This window comes from Cupriavidus basilensis, from assembly GCF_008801925.2.
Classification (GTDB): Bacteria; Pseudomonadota; Gammaproteobacteria; order Burkholderiales; family Burkholderiaceae; genus Cupriavidus; species Cupriavidus basilensis.
In genome coordinates, this window is sequence record NZ_CP062804.1 from 183,480 (window position 1) to 198,513 (window position 15,034).

The window sequence follows — 15,034 nt, forward strand, 5'->3', positions numbered from 1 at the left end:
GTCAGCAGCCGACCCAGTAGGCGTAGCCCACCAGCCGGTCGCCAAGGAAGTACAGGCGGTACTGGTCGCCGTCGCCGTCCAGCGTGTAGAGCGTGGTGTAGGCGAGCTGCTCGAGCGGGTCGCCCTCGTCGCGGTCGGATGGGCTGCGTACCTTGCCTGGCGCCTCCGCCAGCTTCCAGCGCGGGTTCTTGCGCAGGGCCGTGTTGAGCTGCGTCAGCGTGGAGGCCGCGGTCACGTCCTGGTTTTCCAGCTTGAGCGTCAGCCCGGCCGGGATGCCGTGCAGCGCGCGGATCACGGCGTCGCCGCTGCGGCCCACTTCGATCAGCGCATCGGGGTAGTGGTAGTCCATCAGGTGCTCTTCGTCGAGCGCCGTGCCGCATTCATCCTGGTTGGGCGTGATGTCCGGCGGTTTGCCCCACGCCGCCTGCACGTCCGCCATGCTGGTCAGCCCGCGCAGGGCGACCAGCGGGCGGGCCAGCGGCGCGGGCACAAAGCTGAGCCCGTCGTCTGGCTGGGCAGCGTCGTCGGCGCGCGCCGCCTGCGCATCCGATGCGGCTGCGGCGGATGGGGATGTGGCGGCGGTGGCCGGAGCCGGTTCATTGCGTTCGCAGCCAGGCAGCGCGGCTAGCGCGGCGCAGGCGGCGAGGGTGGACAGGCAGCGGGACAGCGCGGGGCTGTCGGTGTCGTTCAGGCGGAGCATGTTGCAAGAATAGCCGCTAAGGCGGCGACTGCGTCAGGAGCGCAACCATACACCGAAGCGCGCCCGCTGAAAATGCCCGCGTGTGGCTTGCCGCACGCCCGGGCACCGCGGCGCCTCGTTTCAGTGCGCCGTGCCGGCGCGCTGGAAACCTGTCATGTCGGGATAGATCGCGCGGATCTTGCCCCATTCCACCACGTTGAAGAACTGGCACTTGCCCGCGCCGAAGCGCTTGGCCACTTCCACGCAAAAGCGCACCGCTTCGGCAATGTCGATCTCGTAGTTGGCGCTGGTGGCGCTGCCCGAGACCACCGACTGCGCGGTCAGCGCCACGCCTACCACCGGAGCGGCGGTGGCCACATGCGGCTGCATGATGCTGTTGAAGTGGTACAGGCCGTTGTGATAGGGCGTGATGTCCTGCTGGGAGATCGGGAAGGTCACTGCCGGGCAACCGGTGGTGGATTCCATCGTCGCCACCAGGTCCGGGCTCACGCGCAGGATATAGCCTTGCATGGCGGTGGGCGAGATCGCAAAGCCGCGGTGCTTGATGATGCTGTTGCCCTTGGAGGCATCGAGCGACAGGATCGCATCCATTTCGGGCAGCACCTGGTACTCGTTCATGGTGTCGGACGACACCGGCATGCCCATGAAGGGCACCGGATCGTGCGGCTGCATCGACACGTTGGTGGACAAGTGCGTGGTCACGATGACGTCGCCGGCCAGGTGGTCGCCCTTGTGCTTCATCTGCGCCAGCTTGAGCGCCACGGCCAGGCTGCCGATCGGGCCGTCCGCGTCGGACACCAGGCCGACCAGCTCCGGGCGCGCGCCGATGGCGCCATTGCGGCCGATCACGCCTAGCGTGGGGGCTTTGCCGCCGCCGCGCTTGCCTTGGGTGCCGGGGATGACGATGGTGATGAAGTCGGTGGTGTTTGTGGTGGGTTCCGGCGGGGTGTTGTTGATGGTGACGACGTCTACCGTTACGCCGGCGGCGGTGTAGGCACCGAACAGTTCGCGGACAACAGCGCCGTTGGCGTTGGGGCTGTCCAGGGCTTCGTGGATGACGAGGGTTTGTTGCAGGGTCATGGGGGTCTCCTTGAATGGGGTGGGTTGGAGTCAACTTCAAAGGCCTAAGGTCAAAGGCTTTGAGTCAAAGACTTAGAGTCAAAGGCTTAGAGTCAAAGGCAGTTTCACCACCCCTGCGGGGCGGCGACCTACTTTCTTGTCTTGCCAAGAAAGTAGGCAAAGAAGGCGCGCCGGATGGGGCGACTACCCCCTCGGGCTTCGGCGAAAAGAGCGGCCGGGACCCAAACTCGCATCGCCTTAAGGCGATACTCAGACATGGGTCCCTCTTTTCCGCTCTTTTCGCCGAATCCCGAGGCGCCCCATACGGCCTTGGTACACCTCCACGGCTCGCTGCGCATCGCGCGTGGGTGATTCCCGCCTGACGGGCGGGAATCACGGCTACACCGAATCGGTGTGCTGACGATGTCGTTTCTGTTGCCGCTGGGGGAGAGGGCGGGCGCCGGATATGCCGCTGTCATTCCAATCCGCGTTGGCCTGCCGTACCTTCAAAACAAATGGCGCATGCCCAGCATCACGGTGGTCTGGTTGTTGCGGCCGTCCAGTTTCTTGCCGCTGTCGCCGGTCCAGTTGGTCGTTGCGTTGCCGAACAGGCCGGACCAGTCGCCATGTACCCAGTCGTACGCCAGCGCCAGGTAGAGGTCAGTGCGCTTGCTCAAGGCGTAGTCCGCCACGCCGTAGGCGGTGGTGCGGTTGCCGCTGAAGGCGTCGGCGCGGGTGCGGTCGTGCATCACGCTGGCGGTCAGCGTGACGGCGGGGGTGACCGTGTAGTTGGCACCCACGGTGAAGAAGTCGTCGCGCCGGTTGCTGCCGAACACCGAGTTGAACGCGGCGCGGTTGGTGGCCGTGGCGGCGGTCGACATGCTGGTGATGGTGGCGGTATCGGTGCCGCCCTTGGACGAGTCGAAACCAGCGTCGCGGTCGCTGTAGATATAGTTGGCGAACAGGCTCGCGCGGCCGACCGAGGCCTTCAGCCCGGCCAGGTAGATGCGCGCGGCGCGGCTCATGCTGTCGCGGGTTTGCTGGAAGTCGCCCACGGCCACTAGCGGGCCCGAGGCGTACTTCACGCCCAGCGAGACCGACGACATCGCGGAGCCCTTGCCGGCGGTCTCGCCCAGCGCGTACTCGGCAATCAGCGCCACCGGGCCGTAGTTGCCGGTGTAGCTGATCGCGTTGTCATAGCGCTGGCCGGTCAGGAAGACCATCCACGCATTGGACGGCGCGGCGCCCACGCCGAGCGGGTCCACGTAGTACAGCATGGTGTTGGCCGTGGTGTACTGCCGGCCCAGCGCCACTTCGCCGTAGCGCTTGCTGCCGATCCTCACATACGCCTGGCGCCCGAACAGCTGGCCCTGCTGGTCGAGCTTGCCGGTGTCCGACAGCAGGCCGTTTTCCAGCACGAAGCCTGCCGACAGATCGCCGCCCAGGTCTTCGCTGCCTTTGAGGCCGAAGCGGCTGCCGGACAGAAAGCCCTCTCCCCCCTGTTGCAGGCCAGCCAGCGCGCTGCCGTTAGGGTCCGAATGGGTCTGGTAGGTGAGCGCGGTGTCGATCACGCCGTACAGCGTGACGCCGCCCTGCGCCATTGCGGCGGCGGGCAGGCTCAATACGAGTGCGCCAAGCCAGTGCTTGTTAATCATGGTGTTTCCTCCTCCAAGGGTAATAGGGGGCCCGCGCAGGGGTCTTTCGCACTGCGTCGGGGTGTAGCGTGGGTGGTTTGGCGCCGCGAGGCGCCTGGAATCAGGTCCCGGATTCGGGCCCGGAAATCAGGCCCGGAAGTCTTGCCAGCCATCCATGCCGGCCGGCCCGGTGATACGCGACAAGGGGAAGGTCTCGCCCTCGCGCAGCGTCTGTACCTGTCCCTCGGCCGTGAAGTGCAGCGCGTGGCGCTCGCCCAGCACCGTGCCGTTGCTGCCGTCGGAGAACAGCGCGGAGCCCTCCGGCAGCGCGAAGACCTGCTCCGGCGCGTTGATGTGCAGGAACTCCGCCAGGCGCTCTTCGCGGCTTTCACCGTTATGGCCGGCGGGCTTGCCGCTGATGAAGTGCGGGTTGATCTGGAACGGCACCAGGCGCAGCGCGCGCAGAGAGGGTGGCTGCACGATGGGCATGTCGTTGGTGGTGCGGATGGTCGGGCAGGCCACGTTGCTGCCGGCGCTCCAGCCCACGTACGGCGTGCCGGCCTGCACCTTGGCGCGGATCGCGTCGACGAGATCGGCGTCGTACAGGCGCTTGAGCAGCGCGAACGTGTTGCCGCCGCCAACCGCGATGGCTTCGGCCTCGTCCACCGCGCGGCGCGGGTCGGCGCTGTGGTGGATGGACGCCAGCGCGTAGCCCAGGCGCTCGAACACGGGCTTGACCATGCCTTGATAGCTATCGAAGCTGAAGGTCACGCCGGCGAAGGGGATGAACAGGACTTTGCGTGGCTCGTGCCTGAGTAGGGCATGGATCTGCGCGTCAGCGTGTTCGAGGTAGCCGAGGTTGTCCTTGCGGGAGCTGCTCATCAGCAAGATGCGTTGGTTCATGTCGGGTTCCGGTAGTTCAATCGTGATGTCAGGCTCAGGCCACGGTGGCGGCGATCAGTTCGGCCACGCGGTCGATTTCCTCATGGGTATTGAAGTAATGCAGCGAGACGCGTGCCATGGTGGACACGCCGTAGCGCGCCAGGATGGCATCGGCCATGAAATTGCCGGCTTCGATGATGCACTGCTGCTGCTCCAGCGCGGCTACGATCTTGGCCGGGTCCACGCCGCGCACGTTGAAGGGCACGATGCCGATGCGGTCGGCGGCATGGGATGGGCCGTAGAGTTCGAAGCCAGCGATAGCGGAGAGCTTTTCCACAGCGTAGGCGGTGAGATCGCGCACGCGCGCTTCGATGGCGTCGATGCCGATGTGTTCCGCATAGCCGATGGCGGTGCCCAGGCCGAGGATGGCCGGCACGATCGGGCAGCCGGCTTCAAACCGGCGTGCGCCCGGCACCAGCGACAGCGCGCCGGTGGCGCGGTCATAGCTGCCGTTCCACCAGCCCACCAGCGCGGGCTCGATGGTCTCGATCAACGCGCGGCGCACATAGAGAAACCCCGATCCTTCGGTGGCGCGCAGCGCCTTGCGCCCGCAACCGGCCAGGAAATCGCAATCCAGCGCCTGCACGTTGGAGCGCAGCATGCCCACGCTTTGCGCGGCATTGACCAGCGCCAGCACGCCATGCGCGCGTGCCACCGCGCAAATGGCGGCGGCCGGCTGCACCGCGCCGGTGGAATTGGGCAGGTGCGAGAACGTCAGCAGGCGCGTGCGCGGGGTGACGGCGGCGGCGAAGCTGTCGGGGCTCAGCAGACCTTGCGCATCGGCCGCGACCATCTTCACCACGATGCCGTGGGTTTGCTCCAGGCGCTTCCACGGCAGCAGGTTGCTGAGCATTTCCGTGTCGGCCACCAGCACTTCGTCGCCCGCTTGCCAGGCGATGCCGCGCGCCACGATGGAGATGCTCTCGGTGGCATTCTTGGTGAAGGCGATCTCGTCGGCGGCCGCGCCCAGCAGGCCGGCTAGTTGTGCGCGCGCGGCTTCCACGCGGGCATAGGTGGCCTTGCGGAAGGCCGGCAGGTAGATGCCAACGTGGCCGGTATCGAGCAGGTACGCGCGCACCGCGTCGAGCACGGCGTCCGGCGGCAGCGAGGCCGCCGCGGTATCGAGATAGATGGTGGAGGCCGTCAGCGGGGTGTCGGCGCGGATTGCTTGGATATCCATGAAACGTCTCGGGGTGATGCGGGAAAGAAGGTGCTTCGGCAAGGCTTACTTGCTCAGCTTGGTGACCGAGCCGAAGAAGCTGAACAGCGCGTCGCCCGCAATGACGCCGCCGGCGAAGGCGCTCATCTCCGCGATATCGCGCTCGCCACGCAGGCGCAGCAGCACGAAGCGGATCAGCAGCCCTGCGAGTACGGCCCAGCCGGCCAGCGGCGAGGCGATCAGCATGCCGGTGGACAGCAGGATGCCAAGCTGGCGCCTGGCGCCGCCCAGCCACTGCAACAGCGCGCCCGGAATGGCCCAGATCACCAGGTTGCGCGCAATCTCGGCAGACGAGCCGGCCTTGATCGACGCGGCATAGACGCGGTCCACCGGCGGCAGCAGGCCCTGCGAGAAGAAGGTGCCGTGGAAGACCAGCACCACCACGGCCGCCACGGCAAAGCCGATCATCGCGGCGAAGAACTGTTGCTTGCGCCCGGCCAGCTCCGCCTCCATGTCGCGGCCTTCGCCGCGCAGCAGATAGCCGGTCTTGAGGTCGTAGCCCATGTCGGCAAAGGCCGGCCCGGTGGCGGCGGAGAAGCCCACCAGCACCGCCAGCGCCGTCGGCGGGAAACCGATCAGGATGCCGATGGTCAGCGTGATCAGCGCCACCGCGAAGGCCGGGAACCAGCCCGAATGCATGGCCGCGATGCCCACGATGAGCTCGTGCACATAGGCGGCAAACGCGGCGTAGAGCACGAATGCCACCAGCATGCCGAGCGACATGTCGGAGACATGGCCGGCTAGCACCGAGATCAGCAGTGCGATGGCCAGGTAGACCAGGAAGCCGCCCGAGAGAATGCGGCTGGCGCGCGCGGCCGGGACTTCGATGGTGCGGGCGTCGGCGGCGGGGGCGTTGCGCGACTTGTGGATCTCGCGTGCCACCTGGAACAGCGCCACCAGCCCGGCGCCGATCATCAGGCCGTGCGGGATATAGGCCTTGGCAATGTCGATGCCGAGTAGCGGCACCGAGTAGCCGCGCGTCAGCAGCCCCAGGCCGAACATGCTCAGCGCGGCCAGGTTGCCGAGGAACGCAGCGCCAAAGGCCGACATCGGGATGCCCAGCCAGGCCCCGCCCACGCCCACCGCGATGCCCAGGCCGAGAAAGGCCGCCTTGCGCCCGCCGCGGTCGCCAGCCCAGATCGCCTCAGCGGTGGCGATGCCGGCCGGCCAGGTGCCGGTCGCCGGGAAGATCTTGCTGCCAAATAGGAAATACAGCATGGCGCCGTCGACAAACATGGCGATCACCGCGCCGATCAGCATCGGCGTGGCCAGCTCCGGCATGCCCATGGCGTAGGGCACGCCGAGCGGGATCATCAGGGAATTGGCCGCGCCGAAGGTGGCCGAGGAAATCGCAGTCTGCACCAGGTTCTGGCGCTCCAGCACGCGAAAGCGCCGGGTGATCTCCAGCGGGATGCGCGAGAACACAATGGCGATCAGCGCGCCGATGATCGATGTATTGGCCGAGATGCCGAGCGAGACGATCAGCTGCATGCCGATCATCGCGCCGAAAACCGACAGCCCCACCGATACCAGCAGCAGGAAGGGTTCGGTGATGCGCGCGCGTGTGGCGGGCTTGGCCGCCAGGGGTGGGTTCATTGCTGCCGGGGCTTCCATGGTTCTACCTTTCATCATCTGTCCTGCCAGTGTTCTCCGCACGTTTTTTTAGCGGATGAAGCCGGCAACCTCCTCGATTGGCCCCTTGGCCCGGCGCATCGCGTCCAGCAGGCGGGGTACGGCCTGTATGTCCAGTCTTTGCAGCGGCCCGGCGATGCCCAGCGAGCCCACCACCGCGCGCCCGTCGCGCGACCACAGTGGCACCGCCAGCCCGGCCACCGCGGCGGCGGCTTCTTCACGGGTATGCGCCCAGCCGTCGGCGCGGATGCGGGTGAGCTGTGCCTCCAGCGCATCCACCGCCGCGTCCTGCCAGCCGCCCGCGCGGTACACCTGCAGGCGCAAGGACTCGTCCTGGAAGGCCAGGATGGCCTTGGCATGCGCGCCGGCAACCAGCGGGAAGCGCTGGCCCACTTCGATGGAAAAGCGCAGCTGGTGCGGGCTCTGTGCAATGTCCGTGCACAAGCCCTCAAGGCCCTCGCGCCAGGACAGAAAGACGGTCTCGCCGCTCTGCGCGGCCAGCGCCTCCAGCGCGGGCTGCACGACTTCGCTGGGCGAGAAAGCCTTGCGCGTGGCCTGCCCTAGTTCCAGCCAGCGCAGGCCCAGGCCATAGCGGCCGGCCGCGTCCTGCACCAGGAAGCCGTTGGCGGCGAAGGTCGCAAGCACGCGATGTACCACCGCATGGTGAATGCCGGCGTGCTTGGCGAGTTCGCGCACGCCCCAGCTCGGCTGACGCACGCTGAAATGCGTCAGCAGGCCGCGGGCGCCGTTGAGGGTCTTGAGCATGCGATCTTTGTGTCTTGCTGTTTTTGTCTCTATATAAGAGACAGCGTCTCTTTATTTGTAAAATGCTAGGCCTCGCCATGGACTCGAACAATCAGGGTAAACACGGAATGCTGCCGCGCAACGGTGCACGTGTGCGTGCTTTGCCACGCCACAACGCCGCCTATACTTGGGCGGGAATGTGCAAAGGAAAGGGTTCTGCATGCCAGTCCAAGAGCAGCCTTCGGATGACGAACTGGCCCGCATCGCGCGCCGGCGCAGGCAACTCGGGATTGCCCGGCGTACGCGCGATGGCGACAGCAACTGGGCACTGGCACTCTCGGGCGGCGGGATCCGCAGCGCGACGTTCTGCCTGGGCGTGATGCAGGCACTGGCCAAGGCGCCTGCGCCGCCGGTGGCCGGTCCTGCGCTGCACGCAGTTGCCAGGCAGGCGCCGGCGGATGCCGTCCAGGAAGGCGACGGGCCGGATGCCATCGTTCCCGCCCCCGCGCCAGCCACCACCTCCTTGCTCGGCCAGTTTGATTACCTGTCCACCGTCAGCGGCGGCGGCTACATCGGTGCTTTCTTCTGCAGCCTGTTTGTACCGGGCAGGTTGAAGCCGGGCACCACGCCGCCGGAGGCTGCGGCACTTGCTTACCGCACGTTGCAGCATGAGCCGCCGGAGCGCATCCGCTCGTCGGCGTCCTACGCCTCCGATCCGGGGCGCGCCGCGGTGGCGTGGCTGCGCGAGAACGGCCGTTATTTGACGCCGACCGGCGCTGGCGATTCGCTTTACGCGGCCTCGCTGGTGGTGCGCAACTGGTTTGCCATGCAGTACGTGATCGGCAGCGCGCTGCTGTTGCTGCTGGCGGTGCTGGCGCTGCTGCGCCATCTCGCTATCGGCACCTGGCTCGACCTGGGCCGGCACGAGCTGGACCTGCTGCACGACGCTCGCCAGGTCTTCAACGAGGGGGGGCTGGCGATCTGGTGGAGCGAGCTGCTGTGGCTGCCGCTGGCGGCGCTCCTGCTGTTTGCCGTGCCGCCGGGCGTGGCGTACTGGCTGGTCTATCCGCACGGCGGCAATGGCAAGGCGGCCTTGCGCTTTGACAGCCTCGCCACGCGGCTGGCCGCGCTGGCTGGTGTGGCGATGCTGGTCATGGCCGCGGTCCTGCACCACCTTGGTCCGGGGCTGGTGCTGTCGTGCCTGCTGCTGGCGATGGCGGTGCTGACGCTGTCAGGCGTGGCTTGCTGCTTTGTGTTGTGCCGGGTGCCGCCGGCCACCGTGCAGGACTACCGGGTGCGGGCCACGCGCCTGCTGAGCCAGGCCATTGGCATTGCGCTGTGGCTCGCGGCGCTGGGCGTGGCGGACACCGTGGCGCGCACCTTCTATCTCTACACGCAGGCCTCCCATCAGTCCTGGCGCACGCTCTGGCCGGCGGGGATGCTGGGTGCGCTGGTCTGGCTCATCCGCTATGGCGCGGCGCTGCTCGATGGCAAGGGAGGCAATGGCGGCAATGGCAAGGGTGATACGTGGCGCGCGCGTCTGCCTGTGTCGCTGCTGGCGGGCATTGCCGCCGCCGTGGTGGCGCTGCTGGTCTTCGTGCTGTGGTCGTGGCTGGTGCTGTGGGTGCGCTGGAATGGCGGCGAGCCGCTCGACTGGTTTACCTTCGGCAACGCCTACACCACGCCGGTGCTGTGCACGCTGATCGTGCTGGCGCTCGGGCTGACCATGATCGCCGGGCGTTTCGCCGGTTTCCTGAACCTGTCGACGCTGCAGCCGTTTTACTCGGCCCGGCTGACCCGCGCCTACCTCGGCGGCTCCAACGGCAAGCGCTTCATGCCCGGCAGCGGCGCGGCGCCCGCGCAGCAGCATGCCAGCCAGCGCGCCAGGCTGAGCGTGGCAGAGCCCGCGGACGGCGACGCGCTCAGCCTGAACACCTACTACGATCCCGCCATGCTGGCGCCGCTGCACCTGATCAATGTCACGCTCAACCTCACGGTGGATCCCGCCGAGCAACTGGTGCAGCGCGATCGCAAGGGCAAGCCGCTTTGCGTGGCGCCAGGCCCCTTCGTGCTGCCGGCAACGGCCTCGCGCACCATGCCGGAGGATGCCTTCGTGCGTTTCACCGTGGACGGGCAGCGCTATTTTCCGGAAACGCACAAGGCGGGTGGCAGCGAGCTTTCGCAATCGCGCACGTTGGGCGACTGGATCGCGACCTCGGGTGCGGCGGTCTCCACCGGGCTGGGCCGCTCGACCACGCTGGGCACGTCGCTGCTGCTAGGGCTGGCCAACCTGCGCCTGGGCACCTGGTGGCCGTCGTACCCGCTGGATGCCGGCAGCGCGCCGCGCGCCGGCGGCGCAGAGCGCAACCGCGTGCAGGCGGACCTGCCCGGGTCGCCCTGGCTGGGCGGGTTGATCACGCTGTTCCGCACGCAGTACTACCTGGCCTGCGAACTGAGCGCGCGCTTTCATGGCACGCGGCGCGGCTGGCAATACCTGTCGGACGGCGGGCATTTCGAGAACACCGCCGTGTATGAGTTGCTGCGGCCCGAGCGCGGGGTGGGGCTGATCGTGCTGTGCGATTGCGGAGCGGACCCGGACTACCAGTTCGGCGACCTGGCCAACCTGATCCGGCTGGCCCGCATCGACATGGGGCTGGAGATCGTGGTCGATGCCGCGGCCGCCGTCGATGCCGTGCTGGGCAGCGTGTTCGGCACGCCGGAGGATTTTTTGCCGGCGGCCCGCCAGAACCCGGCAACGGCCAACAAGTGCGCGCTGCTGTTGAACGTGTACCGTGCGCCTGAGCCCGCCGCCACGCGCCGTCCCGTATCGCGCATCGTGCTGCTCAAGCCCTGCCCGGTTGCTTCGGCGCCGGTTGATGTGCAGCAGTACCGCGCCGGCCATCCGGCGTTTCCGCAGGAACCCACGATCGAGCAGTTCTTCAATGAAGCGCAGTGGGAGAGCTACCGCGAGCTGGGGTACTCCATCGGCCAGCTTGTGTTCGGTGGTGGCGCCGGCGGCGACGCGGTGGCGCGCGCCTTGTGGGCGCGCTAGCGCCCGAAACCCACCACTTCTTCCAGCCGGCGGCTGGCTTCGCGCAGGGCTTCCAGCAGGCGCGGGACTGACTCCTCATTCAGGCGTTGCTGCGGGCCTGCAATGGCCAGCGAGCCAACCACCTCGGTCTGGTCGCGCGACCACAGCGGCAGGGCCAGCCCCGCCACGCTGGCGGCGGCCTCGCCGCGCGTGTGGGCCCAGCCCTGCTGGCGGATCTCGGCAAGCTGCGGCTCGATGACGGCGGGATCGGGCGCGCCCAGCGTAGGCTGGCCCTGGGCGCGCTGCCTGGCGTTTTCCAGCACACGAGCCCGGAAGGCGTCGTCCTGGAAGGCTAGGATGGCCTTGGCGTGCGCGCCCGCGTGCAGCGCAAAGCGCTGTCCCAGTTCGATCGAGAAGCGCAGCTGATGCTGGCTCTGGACCATGCCGACACATAGCCCTTCATGGCCGTCCAGCCACGACAGGAAGACAGTCTCGCCGCTTTGCGCGGCCAGCTTTTCCAGTACGGGCTGCACCACCTCGGCGGGCGAGAACGTCTTGCGCACCACCTGGCCCAGCTCAAACAGCCGCAGCCCCAGCGAATACTTGCCGCTGGCTGCGTCCTGCACCAGGAAACCGTTGGCGGCAAAGGTGGCCAGCACGCGGTGCACCACCGCGTGATGCACACCGCTGTGCTTGGCCAGCTCGCGCACGCCCCAGGTGGGCTGGCGCACAGTGAAGTAGGTCAGCAAGGCCAGCGCGCCGTCTAGAGTCTTGAGAGTCATACCGTTATCCTGCCTTGATCCTGCTTTGCATGGGCAGCATGGTACGGATAAGCGGCGCGCGGCTCAATCTTTGTTGTCGGGAAGGCACGGTGGCGGGGAGCCCCAGCCGGAGCTCGTGGTACTTGCCGTTGTCAGGAAGTGCTCTGCGATTGCGGCGAAAGACGCAAAGCAGGTCTCGAAGACTGGCCTTTCTTTTGCGAACAGGAGAGGGAGCAGGCGCTGCGAGAAATCTCGGCGCAGGCCTTCGTCGCTACGGGCGCGATCCAGCGCGTTGCTCAGGACGGCGTAGGGTTTGGTATCGAATCCGGGATGTTGGCCCTTGAACTCTTCAACATCCTTCGCCACGAGCGCGGCAAAGACAGCGCGAGCCGGCTCGATTGCGTCTGGCCGTGCCGCGTGGATACGCCAGACGTCATAGACGTGGCGAACCAGCGCCGGGTCGGAGTCGCCACGCTGGTGCCCATCCCACTTCCAGGCGCAGCGTCGCAAGAGCGAAAGCACCTTTTCCGCGAGGGTCTCCGCGACCGAGATCGCAAGCATCTGGAAACGAACCGGCGTGTCGCGGGGAATGAAACGATCCAGCAGGTAGCCCATCTCGAGCGCTTCAACCGGGAGCTTGGGCGGACGATGGATGAGTTCGACTTTCAACTCTGGACGCAAGACGCCGGAGACATCGTTGAATTGCGGACCATACTCAACCGCGAGCCTGTAGTAGCGACGGTTGTCGTTTGAGAACGGGTTGTTCTTGTCTTCGATTTTCGTAAAGACAAAGCCAACCCGGCTCAGGCGCTCCTCCAGTTCTGCCTGGATGTCGCCCAGGCGCTTGCGCGTCGAATGACCTTTCGGCAGCGCATAGCCATCCGGAGCGTCTTCCAGCAGAACCTTGATGTCGATGTCTTCCGACATCCGTTCGATGAGGCCGTGGGCTTTCGACAGGCAGGTGCCGCCGGCAAAGACTAGCTGGCTCTTTAGTGCTACCCGAGCCGGGCGCGTATCTCCCTTCCTGCGCTCTTGCCGATGTGCGATGTGCGCAATCCGGATTTTGGAGAGTGCAATCAGCGCATCGGTGATGTGGACGTCTTTTTCCGCGACGGCGGGTGGTAAGTTGTTCAGCAGGCCTGCCGTGGCAGCGTCCTCAATGTCGGACTTGAGCTCAGCGGTGATGGCTTTCATATTGGATGGTCCGATCGCCTACCGTGATTTGCCGGCTGATGCGCCGGCGCCCAGTGTTGACAATGCTTCCCATCGGGATCTGGGTGCTCCTGCCGCTGTTGTAGTCCTGCGCGAGCTGGCTTGGGGAGATCGCGATGCCGAGCTTCTGGAACAGCTCGGCAGCTATGTCCTCAAGCGTGCCGGCGGGCGTTGGTTTTCCGGTGAACTTGTTGACGCGTGTCTTGGCGAACGCCCCCTTGCTAACGCGGACCAGCTTGCCCTCGTCCACAAGACGGGCTAGCACGCGGCCAACCTGTGCGGAGCTTCCCAGCTTGGCAAGCTCCGAGCGCAGGATGACAGTCGCAGCGCGCTGCGTCAGCGAGCGATTGATTCGGTCTTCCAGTTTCATGGCTTGCCTGCCGGGTCGGATTTACGTTGATAGTGACTCTATCACACGAAATGCCAGAAACTGGCTATGGTATTGGGAAATACGTTTCAGAATCTGCTCATTTACGATCAGTTTTTGTTAGCGAATTCAGTGGGAAAGTGCGTAAAAATCCATAAAAAACTCCCGATTGCTCGGGAGCCTCTTGCTTTCGCGCTTAACCCGGCCGTGCCCGCATTGCACGGAGCCGGACGATCAGGCCAAACATTACCGGTTGACCACCTTGGCCGGCATCGCCAGCACCAGGAAGCAACTCGCCACCAGGCAGCCTGCGAACAGGATCAGGCCGGCGCTCGGGCTGTGGAAGGTGTCCTTCAGCCAGCCCAGCAGGTAGGTGGCCGCGAAGCCGCCCAGGTTGGCGACCGAGCAGGCCAGTGCGATACCGGCGGCGGCCGCGGTGCCGCTCAGGAAGGTGGATGGCAGGCACCAGAACACCGGGAAGGTCGCCACGATGCCTACGTTGGCCACCGTCAGCATCACCAGGGTGGCGGAGGTGGAGCCGGTGACGAAGGTGCTGCCGACCAGGCCGGCGGCGCCTGCCAGGGTGGGCAGCACAATGTGCCAGCGGCGCTCGCGCGTCTTGTCGGAGTGGGCGCCGTTGAGCAGCATGCCGATCACCGCCGCGGCGTGCGGGATGGCGGTGAGCAGGCCGATGTGCAGCGGGCTGGCCACGCCGGAGTCGCGGATGATGGTGGGCATCCAGAAGCCGATGGAGTACGTGCCCATCAGCAGGCACATGTCGATCAGGCCCAGCATCCACACGCGGCGATCGGCGAAGGCGGCCATGAGCGAGTGGTTGTTTTCCACCAGCACGTCCGTATCCAGGTTGCGCTGCAACGTGCGCTTTTCGTCAGCCTGCAGCCACTTGGCGTCCTTGATGCCGTTGGGCAGGTAGAAAAACACCATCACGCCCAGCAGCACCGAGGGGATGGCCTCCAGGAAGAACAGCCACTGCCAGCCGGCCCAGCCGTGCATGCCGGCAAAAGCGGTCATGATCCAGCCGGACAGCGGGCTGCCGATCATGCTGGCAAGCGGCAGGCCCATCATGAACAGCGCGATGATCTTGCTGCGCTTGTGGGTGGGGAACCAGTAGGTCAGGTATAGCAGCACGCCGGGCAGGAAGCCCGCCTCCGCTGCGCCCAGCAAGAAGCGCAGCACGTAGAACTGCGTTGGCGTGGTGACGAACATGGTCGCCCCGGACAGCAAGCCCCACGTCACCATGATGCGGGCGATCCAGAGGCGCGCGCCCACCTTTTGCAGCACCAGGTTGCTGGGCACCTCGAACAGGATGTAGCCCACGAAGAACAGGCCCGCGCCCAGCCCGTAGATCGTCTCGCTGAAGTGCAGGTCGTCCAGCATCTGCAGCTTGGCCAATCCGACGTTGATGCGGTCGAGATAGGCGGCGAGATAGCAGGCGCAGAAGAACGGGATCAGGCGCCAGGTCACCTTGCGGTAGATGTCTGGCTCGGCCGCCGCGGGTAGTACGCCCGCCGCGCCGTCTGGATACTGATACGACATGTTCACTCCTTTACTGTTTACCGTTGTCTACCGTGTGTGTGTCTTTGCCACCGCTGCGCTCGGCTGGCTTGTGCTGTTTGCTATGCAAGCAGCGGGCCAGGCCTGTTCAGTGATGGATGGCTGTCTTCTTATGGTTTCCGGCGGGCTGGCCGGGGTGTTACGCGCCGTCCTTGTGC

At 66.3% G+C, this 15,034-nt stretch carries 12 protein-coding genes; 1 reads left to right on the plus strand and 11 read right to left on the minus strand.

The window, feature by feature from the left end; translation table 11 throughout:
• Position 1 precedes the first annotated feature (1 nt).
• From F7R26_RS21750 to F7R26_RS21780, 7 genes are all read right to left on the minus strand, one after another.
• The gene (locus tag F7R26_RS21750; RefSeq protein WP_150986530.1) at positions 2-700 is read right to left on the minus strand and encodes a hypothetical protein; all 699 of its coding nucleotides are present in this window, start codon (positions 698-700) and stop codon (positions 2-4) included.
• A gap of 120 nt (positions 701-820) precedes the next feature.
• Positions 821-1,780: a DUF1177 domain-containing protein gene (locus tag F7R26_RS21755; RefSeq protein WP_150986531.1), complete on the minus strand. Its 960-nt coding sequence runs from the start codon at positions 1,778-1,780 to the stop codon at positions 821-823.
• A 485-nt stretch (positions 1,781-2,265) separates the two neighbouring features.
• On the minus strand, positions 2,266-3,414 hold the full coding sequence (locus F7R26_RS21760; protein WP_150986532.1) for a porin: 1,149 nt from the start codon (positions 3,412-3,414) through the stop codon (positions 2,266-2,268).
• Between the two features lie 126 nt (positions 3,415-3,540).
• Positions 3,541-4,296 carry a dipeptidase PepE gene (pepE, locus tag F7R26_RS21765; RefSeq protein ID WP_150986533.1) on the minus strand — a complete coding sequence of 252 codons (756 nt, stop codon included), beginning with the start codon at positions 4,294-4,296 and terminating at the stop codon, positions 3,541-3,543.
• A 34-nt stretch (positions 4,297-4,330) separates the two neighbouring features.
• Positions 4,331-5,515, minus strand: coding sequence for an aminotransferase class V-fold PLP-dependent enzyme (locus F7R26_RS21770; RefSeq protein ID WP_150986534.1), 1,185 nt, complete (start codon positions 5,513-5,515; stop codon positions 4,331-4,333).
• 45 nt (positions 5,516-5,560) lie between these two features.
• Positions 5,561-7,150 carry an OPT/YSL family transporter gene (locus F7R26_RS21775; RefSeq protein WP_150986535.1) on the minus strand — a complete coding sequence of 530 codons (1,590 nt, stop codon included), beginning with the start codon at positions 7,148-7,150 and terminating at the stop codon, positions 5,561-5,563.
• 66 nt (positions 7,151-7,216) lie between these two features.
• Positions 7,217-7,951 carry an IclR family transcriptional regulator gene (locus tag F7R26_RS21780; RefSeq protein WP_150986536.1) on the minus strand — a complete coding sequence of 245 codons (735 nt, stop codon included), beginning with the start codon at positions 7,949-7,951 and terminating at the stop codon, positions 7,217-7,219.
• 199 nt (positions 7,952-8,150) lie between these two features.
• On the opposite strand from F7R26_RS21780, the gene F7R26_RS21785 reads away from it, so the two are divergent.
• Positions 8,151-10,982 (plus strand): hypothetical protein, encoded by a 2,832-nt coding sequence (locus F7R26_RS21785; protein WP_150986537.1) that lies wholly within the window; start codon positions 8,151-8,153, stop codon positions 10,980-10,982.
• On the opposite strand, the gene F7R26_RS21790 is transcribed toward F7R26_RS21785, so the two are convergent.
• The 4 genes from F7R26_RS21790 to F7R26_RS21805 form a co-directional block, all read right to left on the minus strand.
• Complete coding sequence (locus F7R26_RS21790; RefSeq protein ID WP_150986538.1) at positions 10,979-11,743, minus strand: IclR family transcriptional regulator; 765 nt, start codon at positions 11,741-11,743, stop codon at positions 10,979-10,981. The genes F7R26_RS21785 and F7R26_RS21790 overlap by 4 nt on opposite strands.
• 63 nt (positions 11,744-11,806) lie before the next feature.
• Positions 11,807-12,916, minus strand: coding sequence for a nucleotidyl transferase AbiEii/AbiGii toxin family protein (locus F7R26_RS21795; protein ID WP_150986539.1), 1,110 nt, complete (start codon positions 12,914-12,916; stop codon positions 11,807-11,809).
• On the minus strand, positions 12,897-13,304 hold the full coding sequence (locus F7R26_RS21800) for a DUF6088 family protein (RefSeq protein ID WP_150986540.1): 408 nt from the start codon (positions 13,302-13,304) through the stop codon (positions 12,897-12,899). Before F7R26_RS21800 ends, F7R26_RS21795 begins: the two co-directional genes overlap by 20 nt.
• 243 nt (positions 13,305-13,547) lie before the next feature.
• A complete protein-coding gene (locus tag F7R26_RS21805; protein WP_150986541.1) occupies positions 13,548-14,858 on the minus strand; it encodes an MFS transporter in 1,311 nt (436 codons plus the stop codon).
• Positions 14,859-15,034: the final 176 nt, after the last annotated feature.